Origin of the sequence: Celeribacter indicus, from assembly GCF_000819565.1 — a bacterium.
GTDB lineage: Bacteria > Pseudomonadota > Alphaproteobacteria > Rhodobacterales > Rhodobacteraceae > Celeribacter > Celeribacter indicus.
Genome location: NZ_CP004393.1, coordinates 2,329,114 through 2,344,624 on the forward strand (window position 1 = coordinate 2,329,114; position 15,511 = coordinate 2,344,624).

At 62.9% G+C, this 15,511-nt stretch carries 11 protein-coding genes; 6 read left to right on the forward strand and 5 right to left on the reverse strand.

Annotation, left to right across the window (positions count from 1 at the left end):
* The first annotated feature begins 6 nt into the window (after positions 1-6).
* The 3 genes from P73_RS11745 to P73_RS11755 are packed head-to-tail and all read left to right on the forward strand — an operon-like array spanning position 7 to position 3,730.
* A complete protein-coding gene (locus tag P73_RS11745) occupies positions 7-1,560 on the forward strand; it encodes a hydantoinase/oxoprolinase family protein (protein ID WP_043869697.1) in 1,554 nt (517 codons plus the stop codon).
* On the forward strand, positions 1,557-2,648 hold the full coding sequence (locus P73_RS11750) for a DUF917 domain-containing protein (RefSeq protein ID WP_043869698.1): 1,092 nt from the start codon (positions 1,557-1,559) through the stop codon (positions 2,646-2,648). The genes P73_RS11745 and P73_RS11750 overlap by 4 nt, the downstream gene beginning before the upstream one ends.
* Positions 2,645-3,730, forward strand: coding sequence for a DUF917 domain-containing protein (locus P73_RS11755; protein WP_043869699.1), 1,086 nt, complete (start codon positions 2,645-2,647; stop codon positions 3,728-3,730). The genes P73_RS11750 and P73_RS11755 overlap by 4 nt, the downstream gene beginning before the upstream one ends.
* Here the strand turns inward: P73_RS11755 and P73_RS11760 are convergent.
* The 5 genes from P73_RS11760 to P73_RS11780 form a co-directional block, all read right to left on the reverse strand.
* Positions 3,709-6,309: a LuxR C-terminal-related transcriptional regulator gene (locus tag P73_RS11760; RefSeq protein ID WP_043869700.1), complete on the reverse strand. Its 2,601-nt coding sequence runs from the start codon at positions 6,307-6,309 to the stop codon at positions 3,709-3,711. The two genes, P73_RS11755 and P73_RS11760, sit on opposite strands and share 22 nt — an antisense overlap.
* A 105-nt stretch (positions 6,310-6,414) precedes the next feature.
* Entirely contained in the window at positions 6,415-7,869 is a 1,455-nt protein-coding gene (locus P73_RS11765; protein ID WP_245629161.1) for an LLM class flavin-dependent oxidoreductase, read from the reverse strand.
* A gap of 118 nt (positions 7,870-7,987) precedes the next feature.
* The gene (locus P73_RS26490) at positions 7,988-8,926 is read right to left on the reverse strand and encodes an AroM family protein (RefSeq protein ID WP_043869702.1); all 939 of its coding nucleotides are present in this window, start codon (positions 8,924-8,926) and stop codon (positions 7,988-7,990) included.
* Positions 8,927-9,010: 84 nt separating this feature from the next.
* Positions 9,011-10,567 (reverse strand): hydantoinase/oxoprolinase family protein, encoded by a 1,557-nt coding sequence (locus P73_RS11775; protein WP_043869703.1) that lies wholly within the window; start codon positions 10,565-10,567, stop codon positions 9,011-9,013.
* The gene (locus P73_RS11780; protein WP_043869704.1) at positions 10,564-11,637 is read right to left on the reverse strand and encodes a DUF917 domain-containing protein; all 1,074 of its coding nucleotides are present in this window, start codon (positions 11,635-11,637) and stop codon (positions 10,564-10,566) included. Before P73_RS11780 ends, P73_RS11775 begins: the two co-directional genes overlap by 4 nt.
* Positions 11,638-11,891: 254 nt before the next feature.
* Between P73_RS11780 and P73_RS11785 the strand changes: the two genes are divergently transcribed.
* From P73_RS11785 to P73_RS11795, 3 genes are all read left to right on the forward strand, one after another.
* On the forward strand, positions 11,892-13,505 hold the full coding sequence (locus P73_RS11785; protein WP_043869705.1) for an ABC transporter substrate-binding protein: 1,614 nt from the start codon (positions 11,892-11,894) through the stop codon (positions 13,503-13,505).
* Between the two features lie 139 nt (positions 13,506-13,644).
* Positions 13,645-14,658, forward strand: a complete 1,014-nt coding sequence (locus P73_RS11790; protein WP_043869706.1) for an ABC transporter permease — start codon at positions 13,645-13,647, stop codon at positions 14,656-14,658.
* Complete coding sequence (locus P73_RS11795; protein ID WP_043869707.1) at positions 14,655-15,509, forward strand: ABC transporter permease; 855 nt, start codon at positions 14,655-14,657, stop codon at positions 15,507-15,509. Before P73_RS11790 ends, P73_RS11795 begins: the two co-directional genes overlap by 4 nt.
* Positions 15,510-15,511 lie beyond the last annotated feature (2 nt).

Below are 15,511 nucleotides of genomic sequence, written 5' to 3' on the forward strand. Positions count from 1 at the left end.
CTGCCAATGCGTATCGGCATTGATGTGGGCGGCACCAATACGGATGCCGTCATTCTTGAGGGAGACCGGGTGATTGCGGCCTGCAAATCTCCGACCACCGAGGACGTCAGCTCGGGCATTTCCGCCGCGCTTGCCACCGTCCTGGACGAAAGCGGGGTCCCCGCGGCGGCAGTCGACGCCGTGATGATCGGTACAACGCATTTCACCAATGCGGTGGTCGAGCGGCGGCGCCTGTTGCAGGTTGCGGCTGTCCGTATCGGTCTTCCTGCAACGCGCGGGGTGCCGCCGATGACCGACTGGCCCGCCGATCTGGCCGGTGCGCTGGGGCGTCATACCTACATGTTACGCGGCGGGCATGAGTTCGACGGCCGCGAAATCGCTCCGCTCGACGAAATGGGCGTGTTGGAGGTGGCGAAGGAGATCAGGGCCAAGGGGCTGCGCAGCGCTGCGATCACCTCGGTCTTTTCGCCCGTGACAGCGGTGATGGAATTGCGCGCGGCCGAAATCCTCCGTGAGGAATGTCCCGGCATCGCAGTGTCGCTCAGCCATGAGATCGGACGCGTCGGATTTCTCGAGCGTGAGAATGCCGCCATCATGAATGCCTGTCTGGCCGAGCTTTCGGTCAAGGTTGTCGCGAGTTTCCGCACCGCGCTACGTGGCAAGGGGATCACCGCGCCTTTCTTCATCAGCCAGAACGACGGCACTCTCATGACGCCAGATCATGTGGAACGTTATCCGGTTCTGACCTTTGCCTCCGGGCCCACCAATTCGATGCGCGGCGCGGCACGTCTGGCGGGCATCGGCGATGCGATGGTCGTCGATGTCGGAGGCACGACCTCCGATGTAGGCATGCTGATGCAAGGCTTCCCGCGCGAAAGCGCCGTGGCCGTGGATATCGGCGGGGTGCGGACCAATTTCCGCATGCCCGACGTTTTGGCCATCGGCCTTGGCGGAGGCTCCCGTGTGCGCGAGCAGGGGATGCGGATCGGGCCCGATTCCGTGGGATACGAGATCACGAAAGACGCGCGGGTCTTCGGCGGGGACACCCTGACGACGACAGATATCGTGGTGGCCGCGGGGTTGGCCATTATCGGGGATGCCTCCCGCGTTGCAGATATCCCCGCCGCGACCATCGACTCCGCGCTCGCTACCATGCATCGCATGGTGGACGAAGCGGTGGATCGCATGAAGACGTCCGCCGACAGGCTTCCGGTCATTCTTGTGGGGGGCGGTGCAGTGCTGATCTCGCGCGATCTGCCCTCGGCGAGCGAGGTGATCCGTCCGGAAAATTCCGGTGTCGCCAATGCCATCGGCGCGGCGATCGCACAAGTTGGCGGCGAGGTGGACCGCATCTACGCCATGGAGGGCCGCTCCCGCGAGGAGGTGCTCGACGAGGCGAGGGCCGAAGCTTCGGCCAACGCGGTGGCGGCAGGCGCGGCCGAGGGCAGCGTCAAGATCATGGATATCGAAGAGGTGCCGCTGGCTTATCTGCCGGGCTCGGCCACCCGTATCCGGGTCAAGGCGGTGGGCGACCTGACGATGAAGGAGGCCGCGGAATGAAGCTTGATTCACAAGATCTGGCCGATCTCGCCGTCGGTGCGGCCTTCCTTGGAACGGGAGGCGGAGGAGATCCCTATATCGGACGCCAGATGGTCCAGCGATGTCTCGACGAGGGGCTGAGCGTCGACCTGGTCGATCCTGACGAGATCGGTGACGAGGCGCTGGTCATTCCCACCGCGATGATGGGCGCACCGACGGTTCTGGTGGAGAAGATTCCTTCAGGCGACGAGGCGATAGCCTCATTGCGGCAGTTGGAGCAACGGCTGGGACGCAAGGCCACTCATACGATGCCGATCGAGATCGGCGGCATCAACTCGACCATTCCGTTGCTCGTCGGTGCGCGCCTCGGCCTTCCTGTAGTCGACGCGGACGGGATGGGCCGGGCCTTTCCCGAGCTTCAGATGGAAACCTTCGGCGTCTACGGCGTTCCGGGCTGCCCGATGGCGGTGTCGAATGAATGGGGCGACTGCGCGCTAATCGAGGCGACGGACAACAGGATGATGGAATGGCTGTCGCGCGGCGTGGCGATCCGCATGGGCGGCGCGGCCTATATCGCCGAATATGCCATGTCGGGGGCGGAGGTGAAACGCACGGCTGTCCCCCGGACGTTGAGCCTGGCCATTCAGGTGGGCCGGGTGCTGCGCGAGGCCAGGAGCGACCACCGGAACCCCTTCGAGGCGCTGCTCTCCTTCATGCCGCAAACGCTCTACAGCTATGCGACCATCATCTATTCCGGCAAGGTTGCCGACATGCAGCGTGAGACGAAGAACGGCTTTTCCATGGGCCGGGCGAAGATCGAGGGGTTCGGCAGCTATCACGGTCTGATGGAGATCGAGATCCAGAACGAAAACCTGATCGCCCGTTTGGATGGCGAGGTGAAAGCCATCGTGCCCGATCTCATCTGTATCATGGACAGCGAGACCGCCGAACCTATCACCACCGAGGCGTTGCGCTATGGCCAGCGGGTCACCGTGATTTCCGTCTCCGTGCCGGAGATCATGCGCACGCCGGAAGCGCTGGATGTGTTCGGTCCGGCCTGTTTCGGACTGCCGGAACCCTACACCAAAATCGAGGACCTTTCCGCATGAGGCTGCTGCAACCGGAGGATCTGGAGGATATCGCTGTCGGCGCCGCCGTGCTGGGCACGGGCGGCGGGGGCGATCCGTATATCGGCAAGCTGCTGGCGCGCGGCGCCATCCAAAGTCACGGGCCGGTGCGGCTTGTTTCACTGGAAGAACTGCAAGACGACGCGCGTGTCATCACCTGCGGCGCCATGGGGGCTCCGACGATCGTGCTCGAAAAGGTGCCCTCCGGGGACGAGATGCTGATGGCGCTGCGCCATTACGAAGAGGTGACCGGCGACCGGGTGACGGCGATCATGCCGTTCGAGGCGGGCGGGCTGAACTCCTGCCTGCCCATCGTTCTTGCCGCGCAGACCGGTCTGCCGCTGGTGGATGCCGACGGCATGGGCCGGGCCTTTCCGCAGCTCGAGATGGAGACCTTCAACGTTTATGGTATCGCCGCCGCGCCGATGGCGATGGCCGACGAGAAAGGCAATCTCGCCATGGTCAGAACCCGAAGCGCGAGCAGGGCAGAGTTCATCGCCCGCGGCCTGTGCATCCGCATGGGCGGGCAGGCCAGCCTCGTGAACTATCCGATGGACGGGGCCACGGCGAAGCGCGTGTCGGTGCCGGCAACCATGTCCTTGGCACAGGATATCGGAAAAGTGCTGCGTCGCGCCCGCAAGGAAAAGACCGACCCGCTGTCGGATCTCATCGTATTCCTGCGCACCACACATTACGGCCATGCCGAGCGTTTGGGATCGGGTAAGGTGACGGATATCGAACGCAGGGTTGAGAACGGCTGGTCCGTGGGGATCGTCACCATCTCGCCGTTCGGGGAGGGAATGCCCTACCGCATTCGCATCCAGAACGAAAATCTGGTGGTCGAGCGGGGCAGCGACATTCTGGCCGTGGTGCCTGACCTGATCTGCGTGCTGGACGTGGACACTGCCGAGGCCATTCCGACAGAACGGCTGCGCTATGGTCAGAGGGTCGAGATTCTTGGGGTTCGCGTCCCGCCGATCATGCGCAGTCCCGCGGCGCTCAAGGTGTTCGGCCCCGCCGCCTTCGGCTTGTCCGCCAAGTATCAACCACTGGGAGGGGGCTGATCCAGCAGGCCATTTGCCTGCGCCACCGAGACCGCAAGGGTGCGCCGGGCGACTCCAAGCTTGGAATAGAGATTCTTGAGATGGAATTTCACCGTGGGTTCGCTTATGTCCAGCCTGCGTGCGATTGCCTTGTTTGAGAGCCCTTCGGCCAGCAGACCGAGCACTTCTTCCTCGCGCCTGCTCAACAGGCTGTGGTTGCGGGCGCGCCGCCCATGAACGGCCGCCGCCGCCGACAGGTATTGCGCGGCGGTCGGGCTCAGGCGGCTCAGCCCGCTGCGCCGGATGAGCTTGCGGATAACCTCTGCGAAGTCTGAGCCCTCGTCACGATATTGCTGCACCTGCTGACCGGGTCGTGAAAGTTCGGCCGCGGTCTCCAGCGCATCGAGCGCCAGGTCGATGTCTCCCTGTCGCGCGCGCGTTTCGGCCAAAAGAAGCGAAACGCGGATGAGAAGTGCCCAGCATCGCGCCTCGCGGGCGTCCAGCGCCAGCACTTCCAGATAATCGCGGGCGGCCTGGACATGACCTTCACGCAGGCGCACCCGGCCGATGGCCAACAGCGCCTCGCGCCGTTCGCGCGGTGTGGGCCATGCTGCGGGCTGCGTCACCTGGGGCCATTGCCGGATGGTCGTCTCTGCCGCGTCCAGCTGTCCGTCGCGTGTCAGAAGCTCTGCTCTGAGGATGCTCAGCGAAAGCCGGAGCCGCGGCAGCCCGCGCGCATCAGCCTGCGTCAACCCGTCCTGCAGGCATTCCTGGGCGCAGGCCCAGCCGTCCTCGATGAAACGAGCCCTGGCAAGGGCGGCGTAGCCCTGCACATAGAAATCCACCCAGCCTTCGCCGCGCGCCATAACCGGCATGTCGCGCTCGAGCATCCGGCGCGCTTCCGGGATCTGCCCCTGCAGAAAGCGGATGGCCGCAAGCGGCACATTGGCGATGGCAAGCAGATTGGCGTCGCTCCAATGTCTTGCATTGATGGCTTTGCGCGCCTGCGACAGGTGGTCGAGTGCCGCTTCCGGGCGATTGGCGCTATAGTTGATGAAGCCCAGGTGGATCAACATGAAGGCCTGCGGATAGGTTGACCTTTCTTCCTGATACAGCGACAGGGCTCGGGCGGCACAGGACTGCGCCGCCTCCAGATCGCCTGTACGCGTATAGCAGATGGCAAGATGGTTGTAGATCCAGGCAAGCTGCCAGGTATTTTCCTGCCGCTGGCTGTCAGCCCGCTCCCTTAGCCGTTCGATCCCGGCCGCGTCCATCGCCTTGTCTTCGTAGATCTCGTTCAGGCTGCTGATGTGCTGAAGCGTGGCCACCCAGGCTTCGTTGGTCGGAAACTTGCCGGCCTGGGTGTCGGCGATCAGAAGGTCGAGCACGGTGCGTGCCTGCTGTATCTGCCCGGCCTTCGCCAGCATGACTGCCCTGCAAATCCTGAGCGATGGAACGGCCAGAACTGCCTCATGCGGGACAGCGCGGATGATCCCGCGCAGCACCGTATATCCAGCGCGCAGAAACAGGTTGACGCCACCCGCTTTCTCGATTGTGTTCACCGCCAGGTGCACATCTCCGGCGAGGGAGGCATGCAGCACCGATTTTTCGACGATCCCGCTCTCCGCGAAAAGTTCGGCGGCACGGATATGCCGGGCGCGATGCGTCTCGGGCGGTTCGGATCCGGCGATGAATTCCAGCGCCCGCGCCACCACCGGGCAAAGGCGAAACCAGCCTGCGTTCTGTTCCTCCGGTTGCACCAGAGGATACATGAGCTCGATCCGGCGCAACGCGTGGTGGTCGTAAGAGAGCCCGGCAAGCTCGGCGGCGATGCGCGGGGTGAAACTCTCAAGCCCACTGACCGCGCGTAACACGTTCCATTCCATGGGTGCGAGGCTCGAGAAGACCTCTTCATCCAGAAACTCGCGATAGATGCCGGCCTGTCCCTCGGCCAGCGCATCCAGTTCAAGCTCCGGCGCGCCGCGCTCGCATTCCATCAGCGCCAGCCGGACGAGTGCGGGCCAGCCGGCAAGCGTGTCGATGATCCTGTCCATCTGTTCCGGCGTCATCCAGTGGCGCAAAAGCTGATGCATTTCCCCATGGCTGAAGGCCAGTTCGTTGGCGCCGATGACAGTCAGAAGCCCGCGCATCCGCAGCCGCGACAGCCTCAGTTCGGGTAGGTCGCGACTGGCCATCACCAGTCGGAGTTGGTCGGGCGGATAGTCCAGCAGCCCGGTGATCAGCCCGCTGTCGGACATCCGATGCGCATCGTCGAGATAGAGTTCAACAGGGGCGGGGCGTTGCTGGATCGCGGCGAGGATCTGGGGAAGCGCCTGTGTTTCCAGCCCCAGCACCGACGCCACCCGCGCATGCAGCGTATCGGGGCGCAGATCCGGAGTTACCGTCAACCAAAGTGCGTCACGTCCGCGCCGTTCCGCGCTGCGGTAGAGGCTGACCATGGCTTCCGTCTTGCCATAGCCGGCAGGTGCCTGAAGCAGCACAATCTGCCCGTCAAGCCCCGTGAGAAGCCGCTGTTCCAGTTCCGACCGGTGCAGAAGCGACAGCGCGTTGCGCGGCGGCTGAGAAGTGACTCCGTCCATTTTTCCAACCGACCCGCCTGACCGTCACCGCAGTCAGGCTTTATCTTGTTGCGGATGCCTTCGGGGGGATACCCGCAGGAATTCTCCCGCCACCGCTCGCCGGGGTCAAGTGAGCGAAGCGTCTTGTTTCGCGGCGCGCCGGACGCCGCCAAGCTCCGGCCAGGGCAGGCCCAGGTTTTCGCGCAGCGTGGTGCCCTCGTACTCGTCGCGGAACAGCCCGCGTTTCCGAAGCTCGGGGATCACCAGATCGACGAAGTCGCTGAGCGAGCCGGGCAGGGCCTGAGGCATGATGTTGAAGCCGTCAGCGGCTTCCGAGGCGAACCATTCTTCCATCTGATCGGCGATTTCCGTCGGGGTGCCGATCACGAGGTTGTGGCCTCGGGTTCCCGCGATGTGGTTGGCGAGTTCGCGGATCGTCATGTTTTCGCGTCGCGCGGTATCCGTCAGTACCTTCAGGCGTCCCTTGCCGGAGTCGCTGTCTGAAAGATCGGGGAAGGGCCCGTCGAGCGGATAGCCGGACAGATCGTGCCCCGCCATCGACGACAGCATGCCCAGAGCCACATCCGGGTCGATCAGGTCCTGCAATTCCCGAAACTTGGCCTGTGCTTCTTCGCGGGTTGCGCCAACCACGGGCGAGAGGCCGGGCATGATCTTCAGCTCGCACGGCGTGCGGCCGTATCTCGCCAGCCGGCCCTTGAGATCGGCATAGAAGGCGATGCCGTCCTCAAGTTTGGGTTGCGCGGTGAACACCACCTCAGCGGTGCGTGCCGCGAGTTCCTTGCCAGGTTCCGATGAACCGGCCTGCACCATGACAGGCCGGCCTTGCGGGGTGCGTGGTACGTTCAGAGGCCCACGCACCTTGAAGTATTTCCCCGCATGGTTCAGAAGTTTCAGCTTATCGGGATCGAAGAACCGCCCGCCTTCCTTGTCGAACAGAAGGGCGTCGTCCTCCCAGGTTTCCCATAGACCCGTTACCACATCTGCGAATTCCTCGGCGCGATTGTAGCGTTCGGCATGGAGCAGGTGCACATCAAGCCCGTAATTATATGCCTCTGCCGCATTGGCCGACGTAACCAGATTCCAGCCCGCCCTGCCGCCCGACAGGTGGTCGAGCGAGGCGTATTTGCGTGCGATGGTATAGGGTTCGTTGAAACTGGTGGTGGCGGTGGCCACGAGGCCGATCTTTTCGGTCACGGCCGACAGCGCCGACAAAAGGGTGATCGGCTCGAAATATCCCGCGCGGGAACTGCGCCCGTCCGACTCGAGTTCGCGGTCCCAGATCCCGGCATTGTCAGCGAGAAACATCATGTCGAATTTGCCCGCCTCGGCGATCTTCACAATGCGGATGTATTCCTGGAGATTGATGCCGCCGTCCGCCTGCACGTCCGGATGTCGCCAGGCCGCAATGTGTTGGCCTGTCGCTGTCAGAAAGGCGCCGAGCCTCATCTTGTCGCCGGGTTGTCTCATCTGCCTTCCTCCGTTGGATAGCGCGCCCGTCGTAAACCTACGGGCTTGCAGAGGCGGTGAATATGCGGGCTGCCACGTAGACGGTATGCGCAAGGCGGCTCTCGTAGTCCCATGCATGGACGTGTGACAGGGGTGGTCGCAGAACGTCCGTCTGCATCAAAATCTTTGCGTCGCCCCCGAAAATCCATGTTCCGGATGTTTCGGAAAGGGCTTAGGGCTGCCTCTCGATCATGGTGCGACGGACAAGCTGCATCGGAGAGGTCGCATTGTATTTGGTCATGGCGCGGGCGCGGTGAACTTCCACCGTGCGATGACTGATGCCCAATTCGCGCGCGATCACCTTGTTGGCCAGTCCGTCCAGCGCGAGCGCCAGCACCTCGCGCTCTCGCGGAGTCAGCGGTGTCTCCGGGTCGGGCAGAAGGTCGATCATCAGCGCGTCTTCCTGTGCTCCGACCGTCCGGCCGTTCGGAGCGGCGCCGGCACCTGCCAGACGCAGATGCAACGCTCCGGCGATCACCCGGCGCGCGGTCACGACGGGTTTTCCGCATTGCTCGGCAAATGTCTGCGCCATGCTTTCCGAGTAGCCGACGGAATGCATCAGAACGAGATCGACTTGACGCAATGGCCCGGCCACCTCGCGCAGGCGCGAAGCCTCTCCCGAATAGTCGATCGCGCGCGAATTCTGGATGATGACGCCGTAGTTCTGCAGCGAGACCGGATTTGAGGCCTGCCTGCGCAACGGGAACACCACACCAAGTTGCGCAGGTCCGATGACGAAAGAGGCGATCCAGTCGTCCACCGCCATTTGCCCGTTCAGGAACGGCGTCTGTGTGTGAAAGTTGCGAAACACGCCACTGGCCATGAGGACGATCAGATCATAGCCCTTCCTGTCCGCTTCGCCGATGACCCGGTCGAGGCATTCATTCTGGAACCTGGTCGAAACAACGACCGGGCTGCCGTCGTTCAGTTTGCTGACCAGCGGCAGGTCGCCGTTCGGTCGTCCGGCGCGGGAGATTTCCGCGCGGCTCAGCCCGTCGAGCGCGCCGATCTCGTCATAGACGATATCCTGGCCTAACCGGGCCGTCACTTCCGAGATGAGGCCCGGGCGTGGCGATTGTCCGAGGGTGACAATGCAAATTCTGCTTGGCATATTGCTGTGCGCGCGACCGGCGCCCTGTTCTTTTGATTTGGTACAGGACAGCCGAAACCGCAGGAGCTTGCAAGAGATGTGGGGTCATACGACGGGGTCTGAATCGGCCCTTTGCACGGAAATTGAGCCGATTGCACGCACGCGGACACGCCGCGCATCGCCGGGCAGATAACTGACCGGGATATCTTCGCGCTCGACCACCCTGAGCGTCGCCGGATCGGCGCCGCTTTCCACCGCGCGACGGCGCGCCAGTGCCTCGCAATGCTCCAGCGCCTCCTGCCGCGTCATGCCGGTGACGATCTGGTCTACCTCGCCAGAAACCATGGCAGAGGCGGCACCGACTGCGTTCGCCACATCCCCGTTTTCCACGTGAACGACCATGGAGACGCCGCTCATGGATTCAGGCACCAGAAAGGCGCCGCCGCCGACGGCGATCACGGTGACCGGATCGGGAGAGGTCTTCATCCGGTCCACCGTTTCCTCGATCCGACGACCGACCTCGCGACGCACGCTGTCCACCAGTTCGGTGCCCAGCGCCGTGGTGCGCGACACGTCGCCCAATGCGATCGTGCCGGCGCGTGCGGCGATATCGGTCAGTGTCAGGGTTTCTCCCCCGAAGACGAGCGCCTCTTCAGGTAAGCGGTAACCCACCGATTTCGGACCGATCCTGCTGCCGTCCGGTGCCACGACAGTGCCTCCGCCGATGCCGATGGAGATGAGATCGGGCATCTGAAACAGAGTGCGAACACCGCCGATTTCGACCACGTTGTTCGCCTCGCGTGGAAAGCCATTCAGCAGATGACCGACATCGCTGGTGGTGCCTCCCACATCGACCACGATCGCGTTGTCGATGCCCGACAGGCTCGCGGCACCCCGCATGGAATTCGTGGGCCCCGAGGCGAAGCAGAAAACAGGATAGCGCGCGGCGCGTCCGGCTTTCATCACCGTGCCATCGTTCTGGGTCAGATAGAGCGGCGCATCGAGCCCGCTGCGGGCCAGCGCCTCCTCGAAGGCCTCCACTGTGTCCTTTCCGTGCCGGGAGAGGGCCGCGTTTAGCAAGGCCACGTTTTCGCGTTCGAGCAGGCCGATACGCCCCAGTTCGAACGAGCAGGTGACAGCGATCTCGGGGGCAACGCGGCCGAGAATATCCCGTGCCTGTCGCTCGAAAGCGTTGTTCAACGGGGAAAAGACAGATGTGATTCCCGCGGCGGTGATGCCGGCGGTCCGCATCTCGCGCGCGGCGACCTCGATGGCGGCCACATCGAGGTCCACGATGGGACGCCCGTCATACTCGTGCCCGCCTTCGATCAGAAAGCACATAGGGTCGATTGCCTCCCGCAAATCGTCGGGCCAATCCTCACCGGGAGTGAGACTCGCGCAGGACGGCAGGCAGATGCGCAACGCGCCCACGCGGCTCAACCCGCGGCGCTCTATCACCGCATTGGTAAAATGCGTTGTCCCGAGCATCAACGCGTCTATTCCGTCGAGCGGTGCCTTCTTCCGCAGCGCGACGATTGCGTTTAGAACGCCGCTCGTCACGTCCGTCGTGGTCGGCGTCTTGACCGCGGCGATCACGCGGTTTTCCTCGATCAGCACGGCATCCGTGTTGGTGCCGCCGACGTCCAGTCCGATTTTCTTCATGCGAACACCGATATGAAATCCATGTCATGCCCGAAACAACGAGGCCCGACGCAGGCGAGCCCGTCGGGCGAGGTGAAAACTGGTGGGGCCGGCAGCGCGATGAGGGAAACGCGCTGGCCGTAGCGCAGCATTTCGGTCCCGATCGCTTCGCCGCTGACGCTGTCCAGAAGGCAGATGAGATCCGGCACGGAGACAAGCGGTGTGCCGTCGCAGGTCGCCAGCGTATATTCGTTCTGGAAATCGACTGAGAGCCTTCTGCCCTTGTCGCCCTGCAGCCCCTCGAGCTCGACACGCCCCCGCAGGAATCCCTCGGTGGTGTTACGTTCGACGTCCCACACGCGCCCGGTGAACATCAGCAGGCCGTTCTCCTGTTCCACAACCGCGGCGACAGGATCCTCATGTGCCGCGCGTGCGGCCGCGATGGCGCGGCCGATGCGCACGGCCTTCGCGACCGTGCCGCGGATGCCCCAGGTCTTGACCTCGGCGCCCGACCGGGGCGCCTTGCAGGTGGCGGCGATGGAACCGACCTCGACACAGGCTTTGCGCGACAGCCGCTCCATCCATTTCCAGGAGGCGGCGCGTTCTACGATGACGGCGTTGTCACGGATATCCTGAAGCGTCAATGGGAACATCTGAAGTTTCCCGACCGAAAAACTGGTCATTTGCGCTTCGGGAAAAGCGCGGCCCATGCTGTCGGCATCGATCACCGGCAAATCCATCAGTGCGGCGGCGGTAAACGGCTGAAGAGCGTTGCCGCCGCCGATCTCGAGCGCCATGATCGCGTCGAAGCGGCGTCCCAGAAAACGCTCCATCATGCGGATCGCACCGACCTGTGTGGCGGGATCGGCAATCCGTTCCAGCCCGACGACCGGCGCACCCATGTTGGACACGACGGCCACCATTGCGTCGTCGTCAAGCTCTTCCGCGCCAATGACGTTCACCCTGTGGCCCTGCCTGTAGAGCTTTCTCAGGTTCAGAAAGCCGTGATAGGGGCTGCCGCCGCCGCCCGTGCCCAACACCCAGGCGCCGGTGGCGAGCGGCGCGATGTCATCCTCTGGAAATTCCCGCATGCAATGTCCTTTGATGCGCTGTCGCGGTTGTCGGACGAAAGCTATCCTGCGCCGCCGGCTGCGGACTAGTAAGGGCTCGCACGTATTTTGCAGGTGCAGCGAGCTGATAATATGAAGTGCAATATCTGCTCCTTGCCGGCGATGCCGTAACAGGGGCAATCGGCCAATAACGGTGCCGGCGAGCAAAGATCGCGAAACCGTCTAAACAATGCGGCGGCCCCGCAGGTTGCACGCGCTTCTGACAGGGAATTCAAATGTCCAGACTTTCGCGCCGACAGCTTCTCATGACCAGTGCCGGACTCGGCCTTCTGTCGGGATTCGGCGGGATGCCTATGGGAGCCTTTGCGCAGGAGCCGCGAACCCTGCGGCTTGCGGACGGCAATATCGGTCAGGCAGATCCTCACAAGCCGGTCGATTTTCCCGGCTCTATCCTCATGTTCAACCTTTACGACTTCCTCGTGCGTCCGATGCCCGGTGGCGAGCTTGAGCCTTCGGTTGCCGAGGCCTGGGAGATTTCGGAGGATGGCACGGTCTACATCTTCCACATCCGGGATGGCATTACCTTCCATGACGGAAGCCCGCTGACGGCGGAGGATGTGGTGTTTTCCGCCAACCGCCTGCTGACGATGAAGCGCGGCTATTCCTACCTTTTCTCATCGGTAGACAAGGTCGAAGAGGTGGATGGCGCTGCCGTCTTTACGCTGAACGAACCGTTTGCACCTTTCCTTGCCGCGCTGGTGCGTTTGGCCATCGTCAACAAGAGACTGGTCATGGCCAACCTGGCCGAGGGCGGCTTCGGCGACCTGGGCGACTATGGCGAGGCCTTCCTCAGCACCAGCGATGCCGGTTCCGGACCTTATATGATCGACGAGCACGATCCCCAGACCGGCACGGTGATGGCGATCAACACCGATTATTTCGGCGGCTTCGCCGAAAATCCGCCCGAGGTGATCCGCTCGCGCTTCGGTGTCGAGGCGGTGACGGTGCGTCAGCTCATGCCGCGCAGAGAGATCGACCTGACACGCCTGCCGCTGCCACCCGAAATCGTCACCGCGCTCGCGAGAGAAGAGGGTGTTTCTATCGGGCAGGACCGCAAGCCCGGCATGTTTCACTTCAAAATGAACACACAGAAGGCGCCCCTCGACGACGTCAACGTTCGCAAGGCAATCGCACATATCTTCGACTATGATCAGATTTACGGTCTGCTCAATGTTGCGGGCAATCAGCAGGGTATTCCGGTGCGCGGCCCCATTCCCACGGGCGTGCCCGGTTTTGATCCCGATGTGTCGCTGCTCAAGAAGGATGCGGAGGCTGCCAAGGCCGCGATGGCCGCATCGAAATATGCCGGGCAGAACCTGGAACTCGATCTGGTCTGGTTCAAGGGGATGGCGCTGCAGGAGAAATACGCGCTGCTGCTTCAGGCGAACCTGGCCGAGTTGGGGATCAGCCTCAACATCAGCTCCGCGCCTTGGCCGCAGATCGTCGAGATGGCGACCAGTCCCGAGGCCTCTCCGCATCTGGCCTGCGTGTCGACCTCGATGTCGACAACGGATGTGGATTCGATGATCTGGGGCGAATACCACAGCTCAGCTGCAGGAACATACCTGTCGATGCATTGGCTTCAGATGCCCGAAATCGACGCCATGCTGGAGGAAGGGCGGCAATTGACTGACCCGGCTGCGCGTGAGACCGTATACAGGGAATTGGCTGCCAAAATTCGCGAACAATATCCGTCGGTTTTCCTTTATCAGCCGACGGATCTCGTGGCCTATCAGGAATACCTGAAGGTGCCCGGCTTCGGGGATCCGGCCCAATCGGTGCCGATCATGGCGGGCAACTATCAGTACCACCGCATGAGCATGGCGTAGATGGGCCTTCATGTGATGGCAGCGATCTGCCGGCGCGCACCGTAGGGTCCTCCCGGCGGGGCGGAGAGCCGAAGCGTCCAGTCCGGATGCGTGGACAGATGCGTCGGATTCTGGTCAAAGCTAAAGGAAAAAAGGCGACATGGCGCGATTTTTGGGCGTGCGGCTCCTCAGCGGACTGGTCGTGATCGTCGGGGTCTCGATCTTCATCTTCGTGATTGCCCGGATCGTTCCGGGCGATCCGGCGCGGCTGGCGCTGGGGCCGGAGGCCTCAGCCGAGCAGGTGGAGGCGATGCGCATCCAGATGGGATTCGACCGTCCCTTGGCGGAACAATACCTGAATTTCGTTGTCGGGGCGCTGCGGTTCGATTTCGGCCGGTCGCTCTATACCGACAATCCGGTGGCCATGGACGTGGCGAAGACTTTTCCGGCGACCCTGGAACTGGTGCTCTACGCAGGTATCGGCATGACGCTTATCGGCGGTGCAATGGGTATCGCCAGCGCGCATTTCAAGGATCGCTGGCCAGACAACGCGGCACGGGTCTTCTCGCTCTTGGCCGTAGCGATGCCGAATTTCGTCTGGGCGATCTTCATGATGCTGCTTCTGGCCTTCTGGGCGCAGATATTGCCGCTGACGGGGCGATTGTCGGAAAGCCTCGCGCCGCCCGCCGCCATCACTGGCCTTTATACGATCGACGCGGTGCTGCAGGGACAATGGCGGGTATTTGCGGACGCGCTGGCGCATCTGATCCTGCCGGCAACCGCTTTGGCGCTTCCTGGCCTCGCGCAGATATCGCGGTTGACCCGCACCAATATGGTGGACAGCTATGACCGGCCTTTCGTTGAGTTCAGCCGGGCCTATGGTCTGTCCGAACGGTCGGTCGCCCTGAAATGGGCACTCCGGCCGGCGATCATTCCCACTCTCATGATCATGGGAATGCAGATCGTGGCACTCCTGGGTAATGCTTTCATCGTCGAGACGATTTTCATCTGGCCGGGCATGGCGAAATATGGCGTCAACGCAATCCTGCGCAAGGATCTGAACGCCATGGTGGCGGTCGTGATGCTGATCTCCGTGTTCTTCGTCCTCGTGAACATGCTGATCGATACGGTGGTGTCCTTTATCGACCCCAAAATAAGGCTCAAGACGAAATGATGGTCAGAAACGGCGACCGGCTGCGCGCGTGGCGACGCTTTGCACGCAACAAGCTCTCTGTGCTTGGCATGGTGCTGATCTTTCTCGTGGTGATCTCTGCAGTCTTCGCGCCCGTGCTGGCACCCTATCCCGAACATGCGGGCGTCGCGGTGAATTTCATCGACGCGAACCGGTCGCCGGACGCGACCTATTGGCTGGGAACTGACAGTGTCGGGCGGGATGTGCTGAGCCGGATCATGTTTGCCTTTCGCAACTCGCTGATGCTGGGGGCGGTCGTGGTGACGCTGGCGATCACCGTCGGCACGGCGGTGGGCATGTGCGCGGCCTATTTCGGCGGCAGGATCGAGGTGGTGCTGATGCGGATCACCGACATTTTCCTAGCGATCCCTTCGCTGGTTCTCGCAATGGCAATCCTCGGCCTCGCCCAGCCCTCCCAGTTCATGGCGATGGTAGCGATGGCCATCGCATGGTGGCCGTGGCATGCACGGCTCGTCTATGGGGTCGTCCGGTCGCTCCGCGCCGAAGGCTTCGTGGTCGCAGCAGAGGTTCTCGGTGCGTCTCCCCTGCGCATCATGCTGAGCGAGCTTTTGCCGAACTGCGCACCCAACCTCTTTACCAAGGCCAGCCTCGACATGGGATTCGTCATCCTGCTTGGTGCCGCGCTCAGCTTTCTCGGCATGGGGGCGCCGCCGCCGACACCCGATCTGGGCACCATGGTATCGGAAGGGGCTCAGTACCTGCCTGATATCTGGTGGCTCTCGGTCACGGCGGGACTGGCGATCTTCGTCCTGGTGCTCGGTTTCAACCTTGTGGCCGATGGTTTGCGCGACCTTTTCGACATCGTGGGATAGGA

Coding starts and splice junctions, on each gene's coding strand:
- P73_RS11750 (WP_043869698.1), top strand. CDS start 1,557: ATGAAGCTTGATTCACAAGATCTGGCCGATCTCGCCGTCGGTGCGGCC.
- P73_RS11780 (WP_043869704.1), bottom strand. CDS start 11,637: ATGCGGGAATTTCCAGAGGATGACATCGCGCCGCTCGCCACCGGCGCC.
- P73_RS11760 (WP_043869700.1), bottom strand. CDS start 6,309: ATGGACGGAGTCACTTCTCAGCCGCCGCGCAACGCGCTGTCGCTTCTG.
- P73_RS11775 (WP_043869703.1), bottom strand. CDS start 10,567: ATGAAGAAAATCGGACTGGACGTCGGCGGCACCAACACGGATGCCGTG.
- P73_RS11745 (WP_043869697.1), top strand. CDS start 7: ATGCGTATCGGCATTGATGTGGGCGGCACCAATACGGATGCCGTCATT.
- P73_RS11785 (WP_043869705.1), top strand. CDS start 11,892: ATGTCCAGACTTTCGCGCCGACAGCTTCTCATGACCAGTGCCGGACTC.
- P73_RS11790 (WP_043869706.1), top strand. CDS start 13,645: ATGGCGCGATTTTTGGGCGTGCGGCTCCTCAGCGGACTGGTCGTGATC.
- P73_RS11795 (WP_043869707.1), top strand. CDS start 14,655: ATGATGGTCAGAAACGGCGACCGGCTGCGCGCGTGGCGACGCTTTGCA.
- P73_RS26490 (WP_043869702.1), bottom strand. CDS start 8,926: ATGCCAAGCAGAATTTGCATTGTCACCCTCGGACAATCGCCACGCCCG.
- P73_RS11755 (WP_043869699.1), top strand. CDS start 2,645: ATGAGGCTGCTGCAACCGGAGGATCTGGAGGATATCGCTGTCGGCGCC.